The organism is Sphingobacterium sp. UBA1498 (genome assembly GCF_002325125.1).
Lineage (GTDB): Bacteria > Bacteroidota > Bacteroidia > Sphingobacteriales > Sphingobacteriaceae > Sphingobacterium.
Window position 1 is genome coordinate 45,108 of sequence record NZ_DCRG01000025.1, and the last position, 18,812, is coordinate 63,919.

Here is an 18,812-nt window from a genome sequence, read left to right on the forward strand (position 1 = left end):
TATCATAAAGGTCGTATTTTACTCCCTGCCTTTTACCTTTGCGATAGCATACGACTCCCCATATCAAATGCATATTAATCGTCCCACCGAATCACAATTTTATGTAAGTTTATATCCTGAATCGTCCGATGTTGATTTTTTATTTTTAAGCCTTGGCGGAAGAAAACTGAACGCTGAAAGATTAGGAAGATCAAACATTATACCCATATGTATATGATCCATTATGGCGACGTGTTACATAATTATAACAAGATGAAAGCAGAGATTATTACCATAGGCGATGAGATTCTCATCGGTCAGATCATTGATACCAATTCGGGCTGGATTGCCAAACAACTGCTCCGATTCGAAGTGGATATCGTTCAAATGACATCGATCCCTGATACAGAAGAAGCTATTTCAAAAACGCTGAAAGAAGCCTCTTCCCGGGCAGATTTGATTTTAATCACCGGAGGTCTAGGTCCAACCAAAGATGACGTTACGAAAAAAACAGCTGCAAAATATTTTGAAACGACCTTGGTTCGCGACGAAAATGTACTTCGTCATGTGACGAACATCTTTGAATCGCGTAAGTTAAAAATGCTTGACATCAATCTGCAGCAGGCCGATGTACTCGCAAATTGTGAAGTCTTATTTAATGACTATGGTACTGCGCCCGGCATGCTGGTAAACCAAGGCGAAAAGCGGTTTATATTTATGCCCGGCGTTCCCTTTGAGATGAAATTTCTGATGGAAAAACACGTACTCCCTTTATTAGCAACACAAGATCCAGACCTATTTATCTGTCATGAAACGATCTTGGTGGGAGGTATCGGTGAATCCTATTTAGCAGAAGAAATAAAAGATATCGAAAGCGAACTGCCACCTAGCATAAAATTGGCCTATCTACCGACATTGGCATTTATCCGGTTAAGACTATCCGGAAAAAGTAGAAACAAGTCTGATATTATGCTTCAGGTTGCTCTTTTCAAAAAGAAACTTATCCATCGTCTACAGCAGTATATCGTAGCAGATTATGATACGGGCATAGAGTCCCATCTGATTAAAGAGCTTACTCATCGGGGCAGTACCCTGACTACGGCTGAAAGTTGTACTGGTGGTAGCCTCGCCGCTTCGATCACTTCAGTAGCGGGAAGTAGTGCTGTATTTCTTGGCGGCACGATTCCCTATTCCAACAGATTAAAACACCAACTGCTCAACGTCAATGAAGAAACATTGGCTCAATATGGTGCCGTAAGTGAACAGACCGCAGTCGAAATGGCCTCGGGCTCAAAAGCAGCGTTCTCTTCGGACTATGCCATCGCAACGACTGGAATAGCCGGTCCAGGTGGGGGCACGGCTGAAAAACCTGTTGGAACGATCTGGGTGGCTGTCGCCGGAAAAAAAAAAATTATAACCAAAAAGTTTCAATTTGACAATGACAGGCTCATCAACATCGAACGTACACGAATGAATGCCCTTTTATTATTATGGCAATTGTTATTAAAAGAAAAAGAACAAGAAGCACAATAGGATAAAATAATGTTTTAAAAAAACCGCTATTTAAGGAATAATATTTTAAATTGTTGAAAGTAAACCACAATTTAATTAACTTCGTTTTTCTATAACGAGATTGCTAAAAAATATGGCTTTATATAAACTCTTACTCCCAAAAATGGGAGAAAGTGTATCCGAGGCAACAATCACAAAATGGTTAAAACAACCTGGTGACCGGATTGATGAAGATGACACTTTATTGGAAATCGCAACTGACAAAGTTGATTCAGAGGTACCTTCTCCCGTAAAAGGCGTTCTAAAAGAGCAACGTTATACCGTAGACCAGACCGTCCAAGTGGGTGAAGTCGTTGCAATTATAGAAATTGAAGGCGAAGAGGAAGAACTTACGCCTCCTCAGCAAGAAATTACAATTCCTTCAACGACAAGCTCCGAAGAGCGTTTAGATTTGAACATACCAGGTGTCGAACAATTGCCCAATGTCGGTGTTGACACTTCTTCTGCTCAGTACGAGAGCACGCTTCGTTTCTATTCACCTTTAGTAAAGAATATTGCTCGTCACGAAGGATTGTCTCAAGATGAACTTGACCGTATACAGGGTACTGGAGCAGAAGGAAGAGTGACGAAGGAGGATATTTTAACGTATGTAGCGCATAGGGATTCGTCATCCAAATCTGAAAAATCTCTTCAGACCGATCAGGCTGAAACACGTGCGGAATCGCCCAAAATAATCGTAACAGCTCCATCCCATGTTCATACCGTTGCAAATGGCAATGATGAAATCATTGAAATGGATCGCATGCGAAGAATGATTGCAGACCATATGGTCAAAAGCACGCAGATCTCCCCCCATGTATGTTCATTTGTTGAAGCAGATGTAACGAATTTGGTTTTGTGGCGCAATAAAGTTAAAGATGCCTATAAAAAGCGCGAGGGAGAAAATATTACGTTTACCCCTTTATTCATTGAGGCTATCAGCAAGGCACTTAAAGATTTCCCATTGGTCAATATCTCGATCGATGGCTACAATATCATTAAGAAGAAAAACATCAATATCGGTATGGCCGCCGCATTGCCTAATGGAAATCTTATCGTACCAGTAATCAAAAATGCGGATCAATTGAGCTTAGTCGGATTGAGTAAAAGTGTAAACGACCTTGCACAACGGTCGAGAGCAAATAAGTTAAAACCAGACGACACACAAGATGGAACATTTACATTCACCAATATCGGCGCTTTCGGTAATATAATGGGTACGCCCATCATTAATCAGCCGCAAGCTGCAATCTTGGCAGTAGGTTCAATAACAAAAAAACCAGCAGTCATAGAAACGGAATATGGCGATATGATTGGCATTAGACATATGATGTATCTATCCCTCTCCTATGACCATCGCGCAATTGATGGAGCACTTGGAGGTACATTCTTAAAACGCGTTGCAGATTATTTGGAAAATTGGGATACGAATAGGGTAATCTAACATCCAAAATCGATCAATAGAAAAGGCTCTGTCAGTTGTTACTGACAGAGCCTTTTTTTGATGAGTATATACTTTTCTATTTCAACAAACTTTGTTCAAACTGCATTTTCTTCTTCTTGATTACCCGTTGAAATCGCAGATAGAGTAAAAGAGAAGACGTCAACAAACCTAATGTCAGTCCATACCATATCCCCTGGATGCCCCAGTTAAATACTATTCCCATTAGATAGCCGCTTGGCAAACCAATAATCCAATACGCAACAAATGTAATAATGGTGGGAATATTGACATCCCCCATGCCCCGTAATACCCCAAGACCGACCACTTGTGTGCCATCAAACAATTGGAAAAGTCCCGCTATGATCAACAGTTGAGAAGCAATAATGACGACGGCATGATCTGATGTAAAAATATAAGGCAGAAAATTATTCAGCAATGCAAACAAGGAAGCCGTAATCAACATAAAGATCAATACCAACTGGTATGAAGTAATCGCAAACCGTTCAAGACGGAAAAGATTTCTATTCCCATAGCTATTCCCCACCTTGATCGTGGCAGCAGCAGCAATCCCGCTTGCCATCATATACGTCATGGCGGCCAGTTGTATGGCTACCTGATGGGAAGCTTGCGCCGTAGCACTTATTGTACCGGCTAAGAGCGATGCCCCCGCAAAAGCCCCAATTTCAAAAACATATTGCATTGCTACTGGCGCTCCAATCCGCAATATTTTAAGCAGTCGATCCCAATCGATCAGGGTCACTTTAAAATATTGGATATACCCCTTGAATTTCTGCGATCGTAACACATAGGTCATCATGACAGTCATCATGAGCACACGGTCAATCAATGTACTATATCCAACCCCTTTGACTCCCATTGGACTGATGCCAAACATCCCTTTGACAAAGATGATTGCCAAAATAATATTCAGTACATTTCCCCAAATAGTTACATTCATGGCTTGCTTGGTAAATCCTAATCCCTCGGCAAATTGCTTGAATGTACTGAACACCATCAGTGGAAGCATCGATAAGCTAAGGATAAGCAAATAAGGCTTCGCTTCCTTTACCACCGCCGGATCTTGGTCGAGGTGATCGATAGCCAACATAGAACCAAAGTAAACTAAAGCAAACAGTAAAAGACCCGATAGAAGATTTAACCAAAAGCTATTAGATAACAAGATGGCACACTCTTTCTTATTATCACGACCATTCTCTTGCGCAATCAATGGCGTGATGCCATACGCGATACCCAATCCGATAACCATAACAACCATGAAAACAGCATGCACTAATGAAACTGCTGCCAGTGGAATAGTCCCTGCAAAATGTCCTACGATCACACTATCTGCGGTATGGACCAATGTATGTCCCAATTGTGATATCACGACTGGCCCCGCCAATACCATCGTACTTTTGTAATACGGCTTGAAAGTTTTAAATTTTCCCAACATAATCGATTTCTCAAAAAATAGCCACAAAAGTACGAAGATATTTCTGTCCTATCGTCATATTATAAAATATTTAGCAAAAATACAACAATTTACAGGCGCTAGACACGTACCGCGTGTTAAGTAATTTTTATGTTTCAAATACCTTAAAAATATCTTAAATTTACTTTTGGGTCTAAGAACTATAGAAATATAAATGTAACTTAGCATCTAGTTAGTAATCAAAAGAAGAGGAAAAAGAGTATGTACAATCCAGTAATAGCATTTCTAAACATCGGCACGCAGGAGATGATCTTAATTGTGTTTGCAATCTTGTTACTTTTTGGAGGCAAAAAGCTTCCTGAATTGGCGAGGGGTTTAGGAAGAGGGATACGTGAATTTAAAGATGCGTCAGAAGGTATAAAACGTGAGATTTCAGATCAAATCAATAATTTCGAAAAAGACATAGACGTTAAGCCAGAAGTAAAAGAAGAAGCTGTTCCTAATGACGTACGCCTGGCGGAAGAAAAGGTCCAGACAGCGCACCAAGAAGAGGTTAAACCAAATGAAACTGCACAGGGATCAGAAATAGAACAGCCAAAGAAAAAATATGAGTTCACCACTCCCGCCGGTGTCGTCGAACACAATCCCCATAAGCAACCGGATTACGGAGAAGAACCATCTCATATCACTTACGGATATAATGATCATTTTGCTGAAACTAAAAACAACGAAGTAGAAGATAAAAAAGTTCCTGAGCAGGACAATACCCATAAACCTGCCTAATTTTACTATTTTAGTTTATAATTAGATATACTTAGAGCTGTTGAATCACCATTCAACGGCTCTACTTTTTAAGATTAAACCATCAATGAGCTTATCAACACACGAAATTATTATTGCTAACGAGCTTTCTATTAGCGAAAAACAAGTTCGCACGACTATTGCACTATTAGACGAAGGTGCCACCGTTCCCTTTATCTCGCGCTACCGTAAGGAAATGACCGGAAGTCTAGATGAAGTTCAAATCACCGCCATCAGAGATCGTTTCCAGCAATTGCGGGACTTAGATAAACGCAAGGAAGCTGTTCTGAAATCAATAAACGATCAAGGGAAATTGACCCCAGCACTTGAACAACAAATATTAGGTGCCGAAACCATGGCCAGCTTGGAAGATATTTACCTCCCTTACAAACCTAAGCGCAAAACGCGCGCAAGTGTGGCTCGTGAGAAAGGGTTGCAACCCTTAGCGGATCTTATTTTAGCACAAGAATCTGGCGATTTCCTTGCACTTGCCGAAAGTTTAGTGGATGCAGAAAATGGCGTAAAAAATACGGAGGACGCGTTGGCAGGTGCTCGCGATATTATCGCGGAAATCATTGCAGAAGACGCTACTGTAAGAGCTAAATCGAGAGCTATTTTTCTCGAAAAAGGCTCATTTGTTTCAAAAGTAGTTCCTGGAAAAGAAGAAGCTGCAATAAAATATAAAGATTATTACGACTGGTCTGAATCCTTAAAAGATGCTCCATCGCATCGTGTGCTGGCCATGCGTCGTGGTGAAAAAGAAGAATTGCTCTACTTGGACATTGCTGTCAATGAAGAGGAGATTCTACCGCGTATCGAATCTATCTTTGTGAAGAGTGGCAACGCTGCAGCTGCTCAGGTAAAACTTGCCCTGATAGACAGTTATAAACGTCTCCTCAAACCGTCCATGGAAACAGAAATACGTGTATTAACCCGTCAGAAAGCAGATGAGGAAGCCATCAAAGTTTTTGCAGATAACGTGCGTCAATTGCTTTTAGCCGCTCCATTGGGACAAAAGAGATTACTTGCAATCGACCCCGGGTTTCGCACCGGCTGTAAAACAGTCGTATTAGATGAACAAGGCCAGCTTAAAGAAAATACAGCTATCTTCCCACATACTGGTGCCAATGGACTGGCAGAAGCCCAAAAAACCATTAAGTATTTAGTATCGAAATATGATATCCAAGCCATCGCGATTGGAAATGGAACAGCTGGCCGCGAAACTGAAGAATTTGTACGGAAGCTTGGATTAAACAATGTGACTATTGTGATGGTCAATGAAAGCGGAGCTTCCATTTATTCTGCTTCCGAAACTGCCCGGGAAGAATTTCCAGATCAAGATGTTACGGTACGCGGCGCAGTATCCATTGGCAGACGATTGATGGACCCACTTGCTGAACTGGTTAAGATTGATCCAAAATCCATTGGTGTCGGACAATACCAGCACGATGTAGATCAAAACAAGCTACAAACCTCTCTCGACGACACGGTCATCAGCTGTGTAAATGCCGTAGGAGTTGAACTGAATACAGCATCCAAACAAATTTTATCTTATGTTTCTGGTCTAGGTCCATCCCTGGCACAACAGATCATTAAATATAGAAACGAGAATGGCCCTTTTGCTTCAAGACGTGAACTGAAAAAAGTACCTCGTCTTGGCGATAAAGCTTTTGAACAAGCAGCTGGCTTTCTTCGCATTCGGCATGCAGCAAATCCATTGGATTCGTCGGCAGTACACCCCGAGCGATATGCATTGGTTGAGCAAATGGCCAAAGATTTAGGAAAAAAAGTGTACGACTTATTGAAAGATGCGGATCTCAGAAAATCTATTCCCTTAAAAAACTACATCTCAGAGGAGGTAGGCCTACCGACATTAAACGATATTCTAAGTGAATTAGCGAAACCGGGACTAGATCCACGCGAAAAATTCGAAGCATTCTCATTCACTGAAGGTGTCAACAGCATTGGGGATCTAAAGGTCGGTATGAAACTTCCAGGAATCGTCACTAACATTACCAATTTTGGGGCTTTTGTTGATATCGGTGTCCACCAAGACGGTCTGGTACATTTAAGTCAATTATCCAATCGTTACGTATCAGATCCTCAAGAGATCGTGAAAGTACAGCAACATGTGATGGTTACAGTGACGGAAGTCGATGAAAAACGTAATCGCATTGCTTTATCTATGAAGACCGAAGAAAAGTCCACTCAGCCAAACAACAGGAGAAAGGATAACAAAATACAGGTCGAACCACAAACGGATATGGCAAGTAAGCTAGCTGCCTTAGCTAGTAGGTTCAAATAGATACGTTTAATTTCACCTAAAAGAGCTGATCTTTGCTGGACTACCTCCCATAAAGTATATACACTTTTGGAAGCGTTCCATTCATGGTCAGCTTTTTTGTTCCGTTAAATCTGATTTTAATGACTCTTAGCGACTCTTTATTTGTATCTTTAAAGAAAACAACAATAAGCCCGTTATGAAAAATTGCACGCTATTATTCTTCCTTTTTTTTGGGACCTGTTTTTCTAAAGCCCAAGCACAACAGCAACTTCATGACGGAGCCTATCTGTATCAGGATGGCATGAATAAGCATTTAATGCTCGTTAAAGACCATTACATCTCCTTCATAAGTTACGATGATGTGAGGAAACGTTTTCACCATACTTGGGGTGGCACACTTGATAAACAGCAGAATCTGATCAATATCCTTATCGAATATAACTCACAGGATTCGACTACTGTCGGTAAAACCATGCAATTGCCGTATCGGGCTGAAGTAGATTCTCTCCATCTAAAAACAGCCCATCATTACCATCTCTATATGAAGCAGAAAAAGATTCCGCAGGATCTTGATGCACTTTGGCGAATTAGTGGGCGTCAACAGGAGGGAAAAATGAATAATATTCCAAAAGCAGATCGCAAAACAATCAAAATATTAGTTGATGGATATTTTCAATGGGTAGCGATTAATCCTGCACAAAAAGGTTTTTATGGTACTGGCGGGGGATTGTATCAATATGCTCGAAATCGGTATACTGAAACACTACAATTCTTTTCGAGAGACAATAATCGAGTTGGGCAGGCGCTCGCCTTTGATGGTGAAATTGTGGCTGGAGCATGGCACCATAAAGGAAAAAGTTCGAAAGGAGACGCTATTTATGAAATCTGGAGTAAAGAAATAACAGAATAAAAAAAATGACAATAGAACAATTTCAATCTCTTGAAAGCCCAGTTCAGCACTGGACGGCAGTACAAAAATCACTTTGGTATGATCTAAAAGGACATTGGAAAACAGCCCACGATCTGATTGATCAATTAGGCGGAATTGACGCAGCACATGTTCATGCATACTTACACCGAAAAGAAGGCGATCAATGGAATGCAGAATATTGGTACCGCCGCGCAAAACAGGATGTTTACAAGGGTAGTCTGGAAGAAGAATGGAAAGAGCTCTTTAAACGATATGTATGATAATAGACAATTTTCCACGAGTCTGTTCACTTTTTAATACATTCCCCAACGACATTGCGACAATAATATTAAAAAAAATATATTTTTAACTCAATAGCACTCAAGTCCGCCACATCCTAACAAAATATTACCAATTAAGAGAGCTTTGCAAGGAAAAATCGATAATTTTACGTAACAAACCTATCACAAAGAAAAATATTATAAGGCGAACAAACAGAATGGCACAGAAATTGAATAACACATACTATACTTGAGAAAGTATACTTTTCATAAATTTAGGTTAATAATTGGTTAGGTTAAACACTTGAAGTTCCCCACTTCAAGTGTTTTTTTTTGTAGAATTAGCTTGCATCAAATAACTTTCTATTCCGCTTCTGGTGTGACTTTTATGTACAACTTCACCTCTTTTTCTAATAACACTTCTACGCTAAGCATACCTTCTATTTATAGCACGGCAAATCATTTATCGAGGTCTGTAATGAAACTTTAAAATAAATACATTGCATTACTATGTATTTTGTTATATTTACCTCCATGAACAAAGAATTTATTGACAAATGGATTTCACAGCTAAAAAAAGGAAGCCTTTCTTTTGTTATACTCGGTGTCCTCGCTTACGAGCAAGAATACTATGGTTACGATCTTATCCAAGAGGTCAAGAAGAAAACCACCATTGATATTGCTGAAGGAACATTATACCCTTTATTAATTCGTTTAAAAAACGAGGGGTTGGTCGAATCGCAGTGGGTTCCGCAGAAGACTGGGATTCCAAGAAAATATTACAAAATAACAAAGGAAGGCCAAAGTACCTTCTTAGAAATGAGAAGTTACTGGGCAGGCTTAAACCAACACTTAACCACCTTGACTCATGCATTATAACCAAATACATTTTACCAATAGATTCTCGGCTCAGCTTTATAAAAATTACATGTCAACAGCCACGGCTCTTGTCAAAAAATTAGCATTGGAGCAACGTCAGGATATATTATGCGAAATTAATAGTCACATATTTGAGGCGTTGCAACAGCAATTTCCCCAACAGTTAATCCAGGATACGACGCCTATGCAGCTCGAAGATATTTTGGAGAAGCTAGGTTTACCTGCGACCTTTATCTTAGAAATGATCTCTTCAGCCTCCTTAGGTCAGGCAATAGCGCCTTCAACTGAACCGACATCCCTCTTGCAGATCCCCATCATGTTTGCACGAGCGATAGTCAATTTGGTTTATTACACCACCTATACCCTGATGCTTATTGCTATATTTTTAGTAGTGGCCAAGTTTGTTGATCCACAGGGAGTAGGCTTTTTCTATGCGCCCAATAAGTTTTTCATATTCGGAAAACTTATTCTACAGCAAGAAGAGGCCATACGGTATGAACAATTGGGCAATTATTTTATTCCAGTTCTTCTATTTATCATCATTGGGCTGTACTATTCTTCAACGCTTATTTTAAAAATCAAAAAATCTATATACCATAAATTATGAAAAGAACCTCACTTTTGCTCTTGCTATTAGGCAGTCTAACCAGCCCAATTTTAAAAGCCCAACAATTTAGTCCTATCCGGATGGACAGTCTGATGTCAATATTAGAAAGTAACCAAGTCTGGATGGGCAGTATTGCGATAAGTAAAGGAGACGAATTGCTCTACCAAAGGGCCATTGGAAATGCAGACATCGCCCAGAAAAAGAAAGCGAGCCCAGATACCCGCTATGGTATAGGGTCGATTTCAAAAACTTTCACAGCAACCCTTGTTCTAAAAACAGTGGAACTTGGCAAGCTAAAACTGAACCAAACATTATCGACTTATTTTAAAGACATTCCAAATGCAGAAAAGATCACCATTCATCAATTGTTAAATCATAGTAGCGGTGTTCATAGCGTCACCAACGACAAAGATTACCTAACATGGAACACTCAACCTCAAACTGAACAGGAACTTGTTGAACGCATTATCAAGGGTGGTGCTGAATTTACCCCTGGAAGCAAACATGAATACAGTAATTCAAATTATATTTTACTGACATATATCCTAGAAAAAGTATGGAAAAAAGATTACGCTGCGCTCCTGAAAACATATATCTGTGGACCATTGAAATTGGAACAGACCACATTTGGGCGACCACAAAATAATAGCGGTGCTGTTAGTGAATCCTATCGATTTACGCAAGAATGGATCCTTGAACCACACACCCACAACTCTGTTCCCCTCGGTGCGGGGGCAGTTTGGTCAACGCCAACAGATCTAGACAAATTTTTCAATGGTTTATTCAGCCATAAAATAATCAATGCGGCGAGCCTCGACGCCATGAAAAAAATAGATCAAGGTTATGGACTTGGCTTATTCCAGTTGCCGTTCTATGAGCATATGGGTTTCGGACATACCGGCGGAATCGATGGCTATTCTTCTGTAGCTGGGCATTTCGATGATGGTAATTATAATGTCGCTATCATTAGTAATGCCAACAATTATAATAATAATGAAATCCTAAAGTTCAGTTTAGGTGAACTTTATAAAAAGTCCTTCCCACTACCGGATCTTACGGAAGTACAATTGACAGACGAAGAAATTACTAGTCTTGTTGGCGAATATAAAAGCGAACAGCCTCCAATCCAGATAAATATTACCCGAGAAGGAAACAAAGTGTTCGGACAGGTCATTGGTCAACCGTCGTTTCAGCTGAAAGCAAAGGATAAAAACACACTGATTCAACCGCAATTTGGTGTAAAAATAGTTTTCGAGCGCAACGAAAACAAAATGACACTCTACCAAAATGGACATACACTTGTTTTGAAGAAATAAGGAGAAATTGTTGCTAGTGCGCGTAGCTATACGACTTGATTAATGAATATAACCCCATTTGCTATCCATATCTTCCCTATTCATCAAATTGTACAATCTAAAAAGCAGGATTTTATTTAAATCTTGCTTTTTAAGTTTCATATTTCACGAATTGTCTAAACAGAAATTATTGTTATAGGTGGAATTCAAAATAACTATAGTGCATATTTAAAACAATTCCCAAATCAAATTGACCGGTTTCGATATCTTGAATCAGAATACGCAAAATTATTGGGCACAGTCAAGACAATAGAACATATTTTGGGAATTCACTTACACTGAAACAATATTTTATGCTGGGTTATATTCATAATTTAATATTATAAAAACAAAGAAGTAGCTCATTTAAGATGCAAACCGTGTCTACAAGATATATTCTTGGGGATTAAATCAATACCTTCTCTTTTGCAAAAGAGGTAATTTGAGCGCTGGTTTAAACCTTGTTGTATATCCTTTGGGTTTCCTTGATAACAGCTATGCTATAGCGTTGCTATCTATTTGGTCTTTCGTTGCTATCTGATTACTATAAGACCAAATAATAGGTAAAGAAACAGCAAACCGTAGGCAAAGAAACAACAACGAAATAGCAGAGAACCAGCAAAGGATAGGCAAAGAAACGGTAAAGAAATGGCAGAAAAACAGCAAAGGATGGGCAAAGAAATAGCAAACCAATACGCCAGTAGTACCAACGAAGGTAGCAATAAGAAACAAGAAAATGCTCGTTAAAATCTTTCAATATTTGATATCCTTCTTTTCATTTCTTCAAGTTCAGAACGTGACAATTTTCGCTGTTCAGCATAACTATCAGCATACTGCTCTTTCAATTTGCGCAGACCCTTTCGGCTATCCGCTTCATAATCGTTAACATCAAAAGTCACTGAATCTGTAGTTAAATTGGCTATACGATAGAGTGTACGCATCGTTTTACCATCCTTTGGATAAGAAACCTCATACACATCGCCTACTTTTGGATCTTTCAGGTATTTTTCTTTCTTTTTTGCACCTGAAATCCCAGCTATAACAATAGCAGCTACTAAAAGTCCAATCAGCATTAAACCCGTAAAATAACCGATAGGTGTTTTACGGATAGTTCCTGAAGACAGGGATTGAAGTGTCTGTGGCTTAATTTCAGATTGGTAGCTCAACTTTTTGCAATGATTGCAAATCGTAATAATCTGCGCAGAATAGGGAAATATGGGTATCCAAAAAATATGAAAATACTTAATCTGTCTATAGGCAAAGAGAGACTGAGCCGTGCCACAATAATCACAGTCGCCTACTGCCGATTGCGATTTGTTAGTTAATACCTTGGTTCGTGTGCCAAAAATAATCATAGTATGAAGCATTTTAATTCTGTATAATCGGAATACAAGAATCCTGCCCAATTCCGAACAGAATATACAAGGATTTACAATTCGCAATCCGCCGTTTACGATTCGCAACTACCCATCAATATGCTAATAGGCGCCATATTGCAAAGTCCAGATGAAAGCTTTAAGCAAAAAAGCAGCTTCCGTTTTTTATCTATACTAGATCAGCTCGTCTATATTTAATCATTCTGACTCAAAAATTACAAAAAAGCTGAAAATAAAGTATAGTTATCAGGTGGATTTTATATATTTGCATTAACATTTTTTAACACATGAAACAGCATATACAGTATACCCTTGAAAAACGAATGTCCTAAGGGGATGTTTTACAAGTAAATTCAAATATCTCCGATAACCCATCTCAAACAATACACTCACTATTATAATTAGTATGACAAAAAACAACATAAATTTTGTCGTAATGGCCGCGCTTTGTCTAAGTTCTGGCGCACTATACGCACAAAACACTATAAAAGGAAAAGTAGTTGACAATAACAACAATCCTATTCAAGGGGCTACTGTCACCGAAACGACCAGTAAAAAACAAGTACAGACAGATACAAATGGTCTATTTGAGTTACCTTCTTCTGGCAGCTCGCTAAATATCAATATACAATATATAGGCTTTGAAAGTAAAACGGTTCAAACTAATCCGACAGGCTTTACCACAGTTCAACTTGTGCCTTCAACTGCCCTGTTAGACGAAGTGGTCGTAACGGCTTTAAATATATCCAAGGAAAAAAAGACGTTAGGATATTCTATTCAGGAACTAAAGGGAAAAGATCTTTCCGAAGCTAAAGAAAGTAATCTCGTAAACTCCTTAGCCGGAAAAGTTGCTGGGGTTCAGGTAACAAATAGTCAAGGAAATATGGGTTCTTCGAGAATTATTATCCGTGGAGAAACTTCCATTGCCGGAAACAATCAACCTTTATTTGTGATTGATGGAACACCTGTTGATAATTCCCAGCTGGGAACGAGTGGTAACCGTGACTATGCAAATGCAATTTCAGATATCAACAGCGAAGACATCGAATCCATAAGCGTACTAAAAGGGCCTAATGCAGCTGCGTTGTATGGTTCAAGAGCCGCCGCTGGGGTGATTTTGATTACGACAAAAACTGGAAAAAAACGCAAAGGATTGGGGATAAATATTAATTCAAATAATACCATTGAACGTCTTGCCGTTCTACCCGATTATCAAAATGTATTTGGACAAGGTGCCAATGGAAAGTTCAGCTATGTTGATGGAAAGGGTGGCGGTATCAATGATGGTGTTGATGAAAGCTGGGGGCCAAAAATGGATGGCAGACTCATCCCACAATTTTATTCAAAGGGTGAAGCAGTACCTTTCTTGCCACATCCAGATAACGTACGCAGCTTTTTTGGAACAGGACGAACATTAAACAATGGAATATCTATTGCCGATGCCACAGATAAAGTTGATTATCGTTTTTCTTATAACAATAGTAATCAAACAGGAATTATCCCAAATTCTTCGATTGAAAAAAATAACTTCAATATTAACACACGTTATAAAATCACGGAAGATCTGACACTTACAGCAAATGCAAATTATGTACGTACAAACTCAGGTAATTTACCAGGTGTAGGGGGCTTTCGCTCGAACGGCTATATGCTCCAATTTACCTGGTTTGGCAGACAGGTCGATGTTTCCCGTTTAAAAAATTATCGGGATGAAAACGGTAACCTTGTCAATTGGAACAATAGTTATTATAGCAATCCATACTTCATCGCAGAGGAAAATACGGTACAGCAACAACGCGACCGAATTTTTGGAAATGTTGGTTTAAATTACAAGATCAACGAGTTTTTGACAGCCAACTTCCGTACTGGTAACGATTATTATACTGATCGTAGAAAAATACGGATTGCTTATGGTACCAATGGTACACCCTACGGTTCCTATGAAGAAGATGCTTATACAGTAAATGAAAATAATACGGAGTTTACTTTAAACTACAATAGACCGCTTTCAACAGACTTTACGCTGGATATATTAGCTGGAGGTAATATACGTAGCCAATCGCGGCAACGCAATAACCAAAAAGCCCCGCGTTTAGCTGTACCTGATGTCTATACGCTAGCAAACTCCAGAGATGCCTTGATTTCAACAGGTGAATATAGCCCATTGAAGGCCTACAGTATTTTTTCATCGGCGCAATTAGGGTACAAAAATTATGCATTTTTGAATCTAACAGCTCGAAACGACTGGTCTTCTACTTTGCCTGTTGACAATCTTTCGTATTTCTATCCGTCTGCAAACGCTAGCATAGTCCTGACAGATGCATTCGCTATTCAAAGCGATATATTGTCTTTCTGGAAATTACGGGGGGGATGGTCCAAAGTAGGTAAAGATACAGACCCTTTTAGTTTAATTGATTCTTATCTATTTAGTGCACCATACGGAGACAACCCACAATTATCGGTCAATGACATTAAGAAAAACCCAGACCTAAAACCCGAAACAACCACCTCAACTGAGCTAGGTACCGAACTGGCTTTCCTAAAAAATAGAGTGCGATTAGACTTAAGTTTATACGACATCAATAGTATCAACCAGATTTTAGCCGTTGATGTGAGTCCATCGACAGGTTATAAGAAGAAACTCATGAACGCCGGAAAGATCAACAATAAGGGGCTTGAAATTCAATTAGGGGTTACACCGGTGAAAAAACAGGATTTCCAATGGGATATCAATGTCAACTTCGCAACAAATAAAAGTAAAGTTGTAGAATTAGACAATGACGGATTATTACAAAGTTATACGATCGGATCATCAGGAACCGTGCAAGTTTTGGCCGCAGTCGGAAGACCCTATGGAACTCTTTATGGAACTGGCTTCTTACGGAATGAATCGGGTCTACTTATCGTGAACGCCGACGGAACACCTGCCACTGATCCAGTGAATCACTATTTTGGCAAATTTACACCAGATTGGTTGGGCGGTATTACAAATCAATTCCGTTACAAAAACTTTGATTTAAGCTTTTTGATAGACATCAAGCATGGGGGCAAACTCTACTCAGGTACGAATGCGACCGGTAGAGGAACTGGGGTATTGGCCTCGACTCTCCCTGGAAGAGATGCTGAACATGGCGGACTGAGCTATACAGTTAACGGGACAACCTATGATGATGGTATTATCGTAGATGGCGTAAATGCAGACGGTTCAGAAAATACGAAAGTTGTATCGGCACAACAATATTATAAAACGCTATATAGAACCAATGAAGCAAATGTATTCGATGCTTCTTATGTTAAATTGCGCGAGGTAAAACTAGGTTACCAATTGCCAAATCATTGGATTTCCAAAATCGGCTTTCAGGGAGCTTCGTTCTCTTTAGTAGCTCGAAACCTGTGGATTATCCATAAGAACGCACCCAATATTGATCCAGAGACAGCCTTTAATACAGGCAATGCACAAGGTTTGGAAAGTTTACAGTTACCGACCACAAGAAGCTTTGGCTTCAATTTAAATCTTAAGTTTTAAGCAACTGAAATCATCGCTGCCTAAGGCAGTTCGATTTCTTACTAGCGAACAATTGAAGAACAAATAATTATTTTGAGCATGAAAATAAACAGCAAATATATAACAGGACTTATTCTCTTACTGGGCCTAACCACGTCCTGCAAAGATGAATTAGCAAAAGTCAATCAAAATCAGAATGAGGCAGAAAATCCTCAACCTGGCTACCTTCTCACAAGCGCGATTAAAACAACAGCCGACAGCTACTGGGGCGTAAGCAATAATCTTGCTTCTAGTCTGTTGTTTGTACAACATTGGGCTAGAATCCAATACACGGACCCCGACCGCTATATTTTCACAAACAATGATTTCACAGAAGGATGGTCAACCTGGTACTCAAAGAGCATCAGCCAATTAAAGATCACGCAAAAATTAGCAGCAAATAGCGGCAACGACAACTACAAGGGCGTAGCACTTATCTTGCAGTCATGGGTATTTTCATTACTGACAGATGCCTATGGAGATATTCCTTATACTGAAACAGGAGACATTGATGCTTATTTGACTCCTCGTTACGACGCACAGGAGAATGTATATAAAGGCCTATTGAACGATCTCAAAAACGCACAAAGTTTATTAAAAGTTGATGGTGAGGCTATCCAGGGTGATATTATTTATGAGAATAAAATCATTAAATGGAAACGTTTTGCGAATTCACTCAGATTGCGCTTTGCATTACGTATTGCTGACCGCCTACCGGATCTAGCCAAAACTACATTGCAGGAAATCGCAGCAGAAGGAAGTGGTTACATTAGCTCCAATGAGGATATCGCTCAGCTGATCTACCGCGATGCTCCTTATCGCAATCCCGTCAGTGCATCTTTTGAAGCAAGAGAGGATTATCGCGTGAGTAAAACAATGGTAGATAAGCTTGTCGAGTTAAACGATCCACGCTTACCTATTTATGCGGATGCAACGGACAAACCGACTAAGGAGCAATATGTTGGTCTCCCAAATGGCCTCACTTCAAGTGAGGCTAGCAGTATTGGTTTTGATCTTACATCCCGACCAGGAAAATATTTCCGTGAGCCAAAAGCTCCTGCAGTCTTCTTAAGTTATTCGGAGGTTCTTTTTGATCTTTCCGAGGCCGTAAGCAGAGGATTTATTACGGGTGATGCAGCAGATCTCTACCAAAAGGCCATTCGCGCATCTTTTGAACAATACAAAGTCAGTAATAATTTAATCGATGCCTACCTTCGTCAATCATCAGTAATTTTCGACCCCAATAACTATAAAAAGTCAATTGGCGAACAAAAATGGATTGCGTTATATGGGCAAGGTTTGGAAGCATTTGCCGAATGGCGTAGATTGGATTATCCTAAGTTAACACCTGCAAAACAAGGTGCTTTGGGCGGAAAAATCCCTTTGCGCTTTCTATATCCCGGAACAGAACAATCTCTCAATGGAGCTAATTACCGAGAAGCCATAGCACGCCAGGGTAGCAATACGTTGTTAACTAAACTGTGGTTTGATGTAGAATAAATAGATATCAACAGAACTAAAAGCGGAGAAAGCACAAATTTTTTCCGCTTTTTTTTTGAATAGATTTCTTACCTTAGTATAGGACTTTAACGATTTAAATGCCATGGATGATCAAACATTAGACAGAATAGACGAACTCAGTGAAGAAGGAAACATTCAATGTGACGAAGGCAACTATCAAGAAGCGATCCGCTTGTGGACCGAAGCACTTGATTTGGTCCCAAGTCCGCAAAATGTTCACGCAGAAAGCCTCTGGCTCGAAGCCTCTATAGGAGATGCTTTTTTCTTACTCGACGACTTTACCAATGCGCTCTCCCATTTTGAAAAAGCAAAACAAAATATCATCGAAAATGCTTACGAAAATCCGTTTATTATGTTGCGGTTAGGACAATGCTACCTACACGACAATAATAGTGAGCTGGCTCAGGAATATCTTCTCCGGGCTTATATGATGGAAGGAAAAGATATTTTCGAGGATGAATCCCCCAAGTACCTTACATTTTTAAGTAATAATATCGATTTAGATTGATAATTATCAATCTAAATCGATGGCTTCTTCACCTTTCATCGGCACACCAGATGCCATAACTGCGGCGTCGACAGCAAATACTGCTTAGTATTTTTGGCCTTTCTGCTTTGTTTCACTTTATCGTTAATAATCGCGTTCTCGAGAAGTCCTGCTTCAATGGCTCCCGATGCCAATTTCGTTGCCTTTAGAATAAGTAAAATTCTCACACATCGCCTGATCAAAGTAAATCTAGCGAACAGATTATTTTTCCAAAAAATAATGATCTAATTTGATAGCAGACAGCAGTGCATTGGCTACTAAATTAGCCTTAAAATCCAACAATAACCACTAAAAAAATCAAAAAAAGAGCACATTGATGTTG

Annotated in this window: 14 protein-coding genes; 12 read left to right on the forward strand and 2 right to left on the reverse strand. The window is 39.5% G+C overall.

Annotated features, from left to right (window positions below):
* The first annotated feature begins 252 nt into the window (after positions 1–252).
* Both B3139_RS14830 and B3139_RS14835 read left to right on the forward strand, forming a co-directional pair.
* Positions 253–1,512 carry a competence/damage-inducible protein A gene (locus B3139_RS14830; protein WP_293884382.1) on the forward strand — a complete coding sequence of 420 codons (1,260 nt, stop codon included), beginning with the start codon at positions 253–255 and terminating at the stop codon, positions 1,510–1,512.
* A gap of 112 nt (positions 1,513–1,624) precedes the next feature.
* The gene (locus B3139_RS14835; protein ID WP_293884384.1) at positions 1,625–2,974 is read left to right on the forward strand and encodes a dihydrolipoamide acetyltransferase family protein; all 1,350 of its coding nucleotides are present in this window, start codon (positions 1,625–1,627) and stop codon (positions 2,972–2,974) included.
* A gap of 76 nt (positions 2,975–3,050) precedes the next feature.
* Here B3139_RS14835 and B3139_RS14840 read toward each other — a convergent pair whose 3' ends face one another.
* Positions 3,051–4,427, reverse strand: coding sequence for an MATE family efflux transporter (locus tag B3139_RS14840; RefSeq protein ID WP_209576702.1), 1,377 nt, complete (start codon positions 4,425–4,427; stop codon positions 3,051–3,053).
* A gap of 240 nt (positions 4,428–4,667) precedes the next feature.
* Between B3139_RS14840 and B3139_RS14845 the strand changes: the two genes are divergently transcribed.
* From B3139_RS14845 to B3139_RS14875, 7 genes are all read left to right on the forward strand, one after another.
* Positions 4,668–5,189, forward strand: a complete 522-nt coding sequence (locus B3139_RS14845; RefSeq protein ID WP_209576704.1) for a Sec-independent protein translocase subunit TatA/TatB — start codon at positions 4,668–4,670, stop codon at positions 5,187–5,189.
* An 85-nt stretch (positions 5,190–5,274) separates the two neighbouring features.
* Positions 5,275–7,512 (forward strand): Tex family protein, encoded by a 2,238-nt coding sequence (locus B3139_RS14850; protein ID WP_293884390.1) that lies wholly within the window; start codon positions 5,275–5,277, stop codon positions 7,510–7,512.
* 175 nt (positions 7,513–7,687) lie between these two features.
* On the forward strand, positions 7,688–8,401 hold the full coding sequence (locus B3139_RS14855; protein ID WP_293884391.1) for a hypothetical protein: 714 nt from the start codon (positions 7,688–7,690) through the stop codon (positions 8,399–8,401).
* 5 nt (positions 8,402–8,406) lie between these two features.
* Positions 8,407–8,682, forward strand: coding sequence for a hypothetical protein (locus B3139_RS14860; protein WP_209576710.1), 276 nt, complete (start codon positions 8,407–8,409; stop codon positions 8,680–8,682).
* Positions 8,683–9,216: 534 nt separating this feature from the next.
* Complete coding sequence (locus B3139_RS14865; RefSeq protein WP_293884392.1) at positions 9,217–9,561, forward strand: PadR family transcriptional regulator; 345 nt, start codon at positions 9,217–9,219, stop codon at positions 9,559–9,561.
* 49 nt (positions 9,562–9,610) lie between these two features.
* Positions 9,611–10,168, forward strand: a complete 558-nt coding sequence (locus B3139_RS14870; RefSeq protein ID WP_293884393.1) for a hypothetical protein — start codon at positions 9,611–9,613, stop codon at positions 10,166–10,168.
* A complete protein-coding gene (locus tag B3139_RS14875; RefSeq protein WP_209576716.1) occupies positions 10,165–11,484 on the forward strand; it encodes a serine hydrolase domain-containing protein in 1,320 nt (439 codons plus the stop codon). Before B3139_RS14870 ends, B3139_RS14875 begins: the two co-directional genes overlap by 4 nt.
* Positions 11,485–12,245: 761 nt before the next feature.
* Here the strand turns inward: B3139_RS14875 and B3139_RS14880 are convergent.
* On the reverse strand, positions 12,246–12,857 hold the full coding sequence (locus B3139_RS14880; RefSeq protein ID WP_293884394.1) for a zinc-ribbon domain-containing protein: 612 nt from the start codon (positions 12,855–12,857) through the stop codon (positions 12,246–12,248).
* Positions 12,858–13,284: 427 nt separating this feature from the next.
* On the opposite strand from B3139_RS14880, the gene B3139_RS14885 reads away from it, so the two are divergent.
* The 3 genes from B3139_RS14885 to B3139_RS14895 all read left to right on the forward strand — a co-directional run bounded on the left by B3139_RS14885 (position 13,285) and on the right by B3139_RS14895 (position 18,451).
* The gene (locus tag B3139_RS14885) at positions 13,285–16,404 is read left to right on the forward strand and encodes a SusC/RagA family TonB-linked outer membrane protein (protein ID WP_293884395.1); all 3,120 of its coding nucleotides are present in this window, start codon (positions 13,285–13,287) and stop codon (positions 16,402–16,404) included.
* Positions 16,405–16,482: 78 nt separating this feature from the next.
* Positions 16,483–17,922, forward strand: a complete 1,440-nt coding sequence (locus B3139_RS14890; RefSeq protein ID WP_293884396.1) for a SusD/RagB family nutrient-binding outer membrane lipoprotein — start codon at positions 16,483–16,485, stop codon at positions 17,920–17,922.
* Positions 17,923–18,025: 103 nt separating this feature from the next.
* A complete protein-coding gene (locus B3139_RS14895) occupies positions 18,026–18,451 on the forward strand; it encodes a hypothetical protein (RefSeq protein WP_293884397.1) in 426 nt (141 codons plus the stop codon).
* The last annotated feature ends 361 nt before the right edge of the window (positions 18,452–18,812 follow it).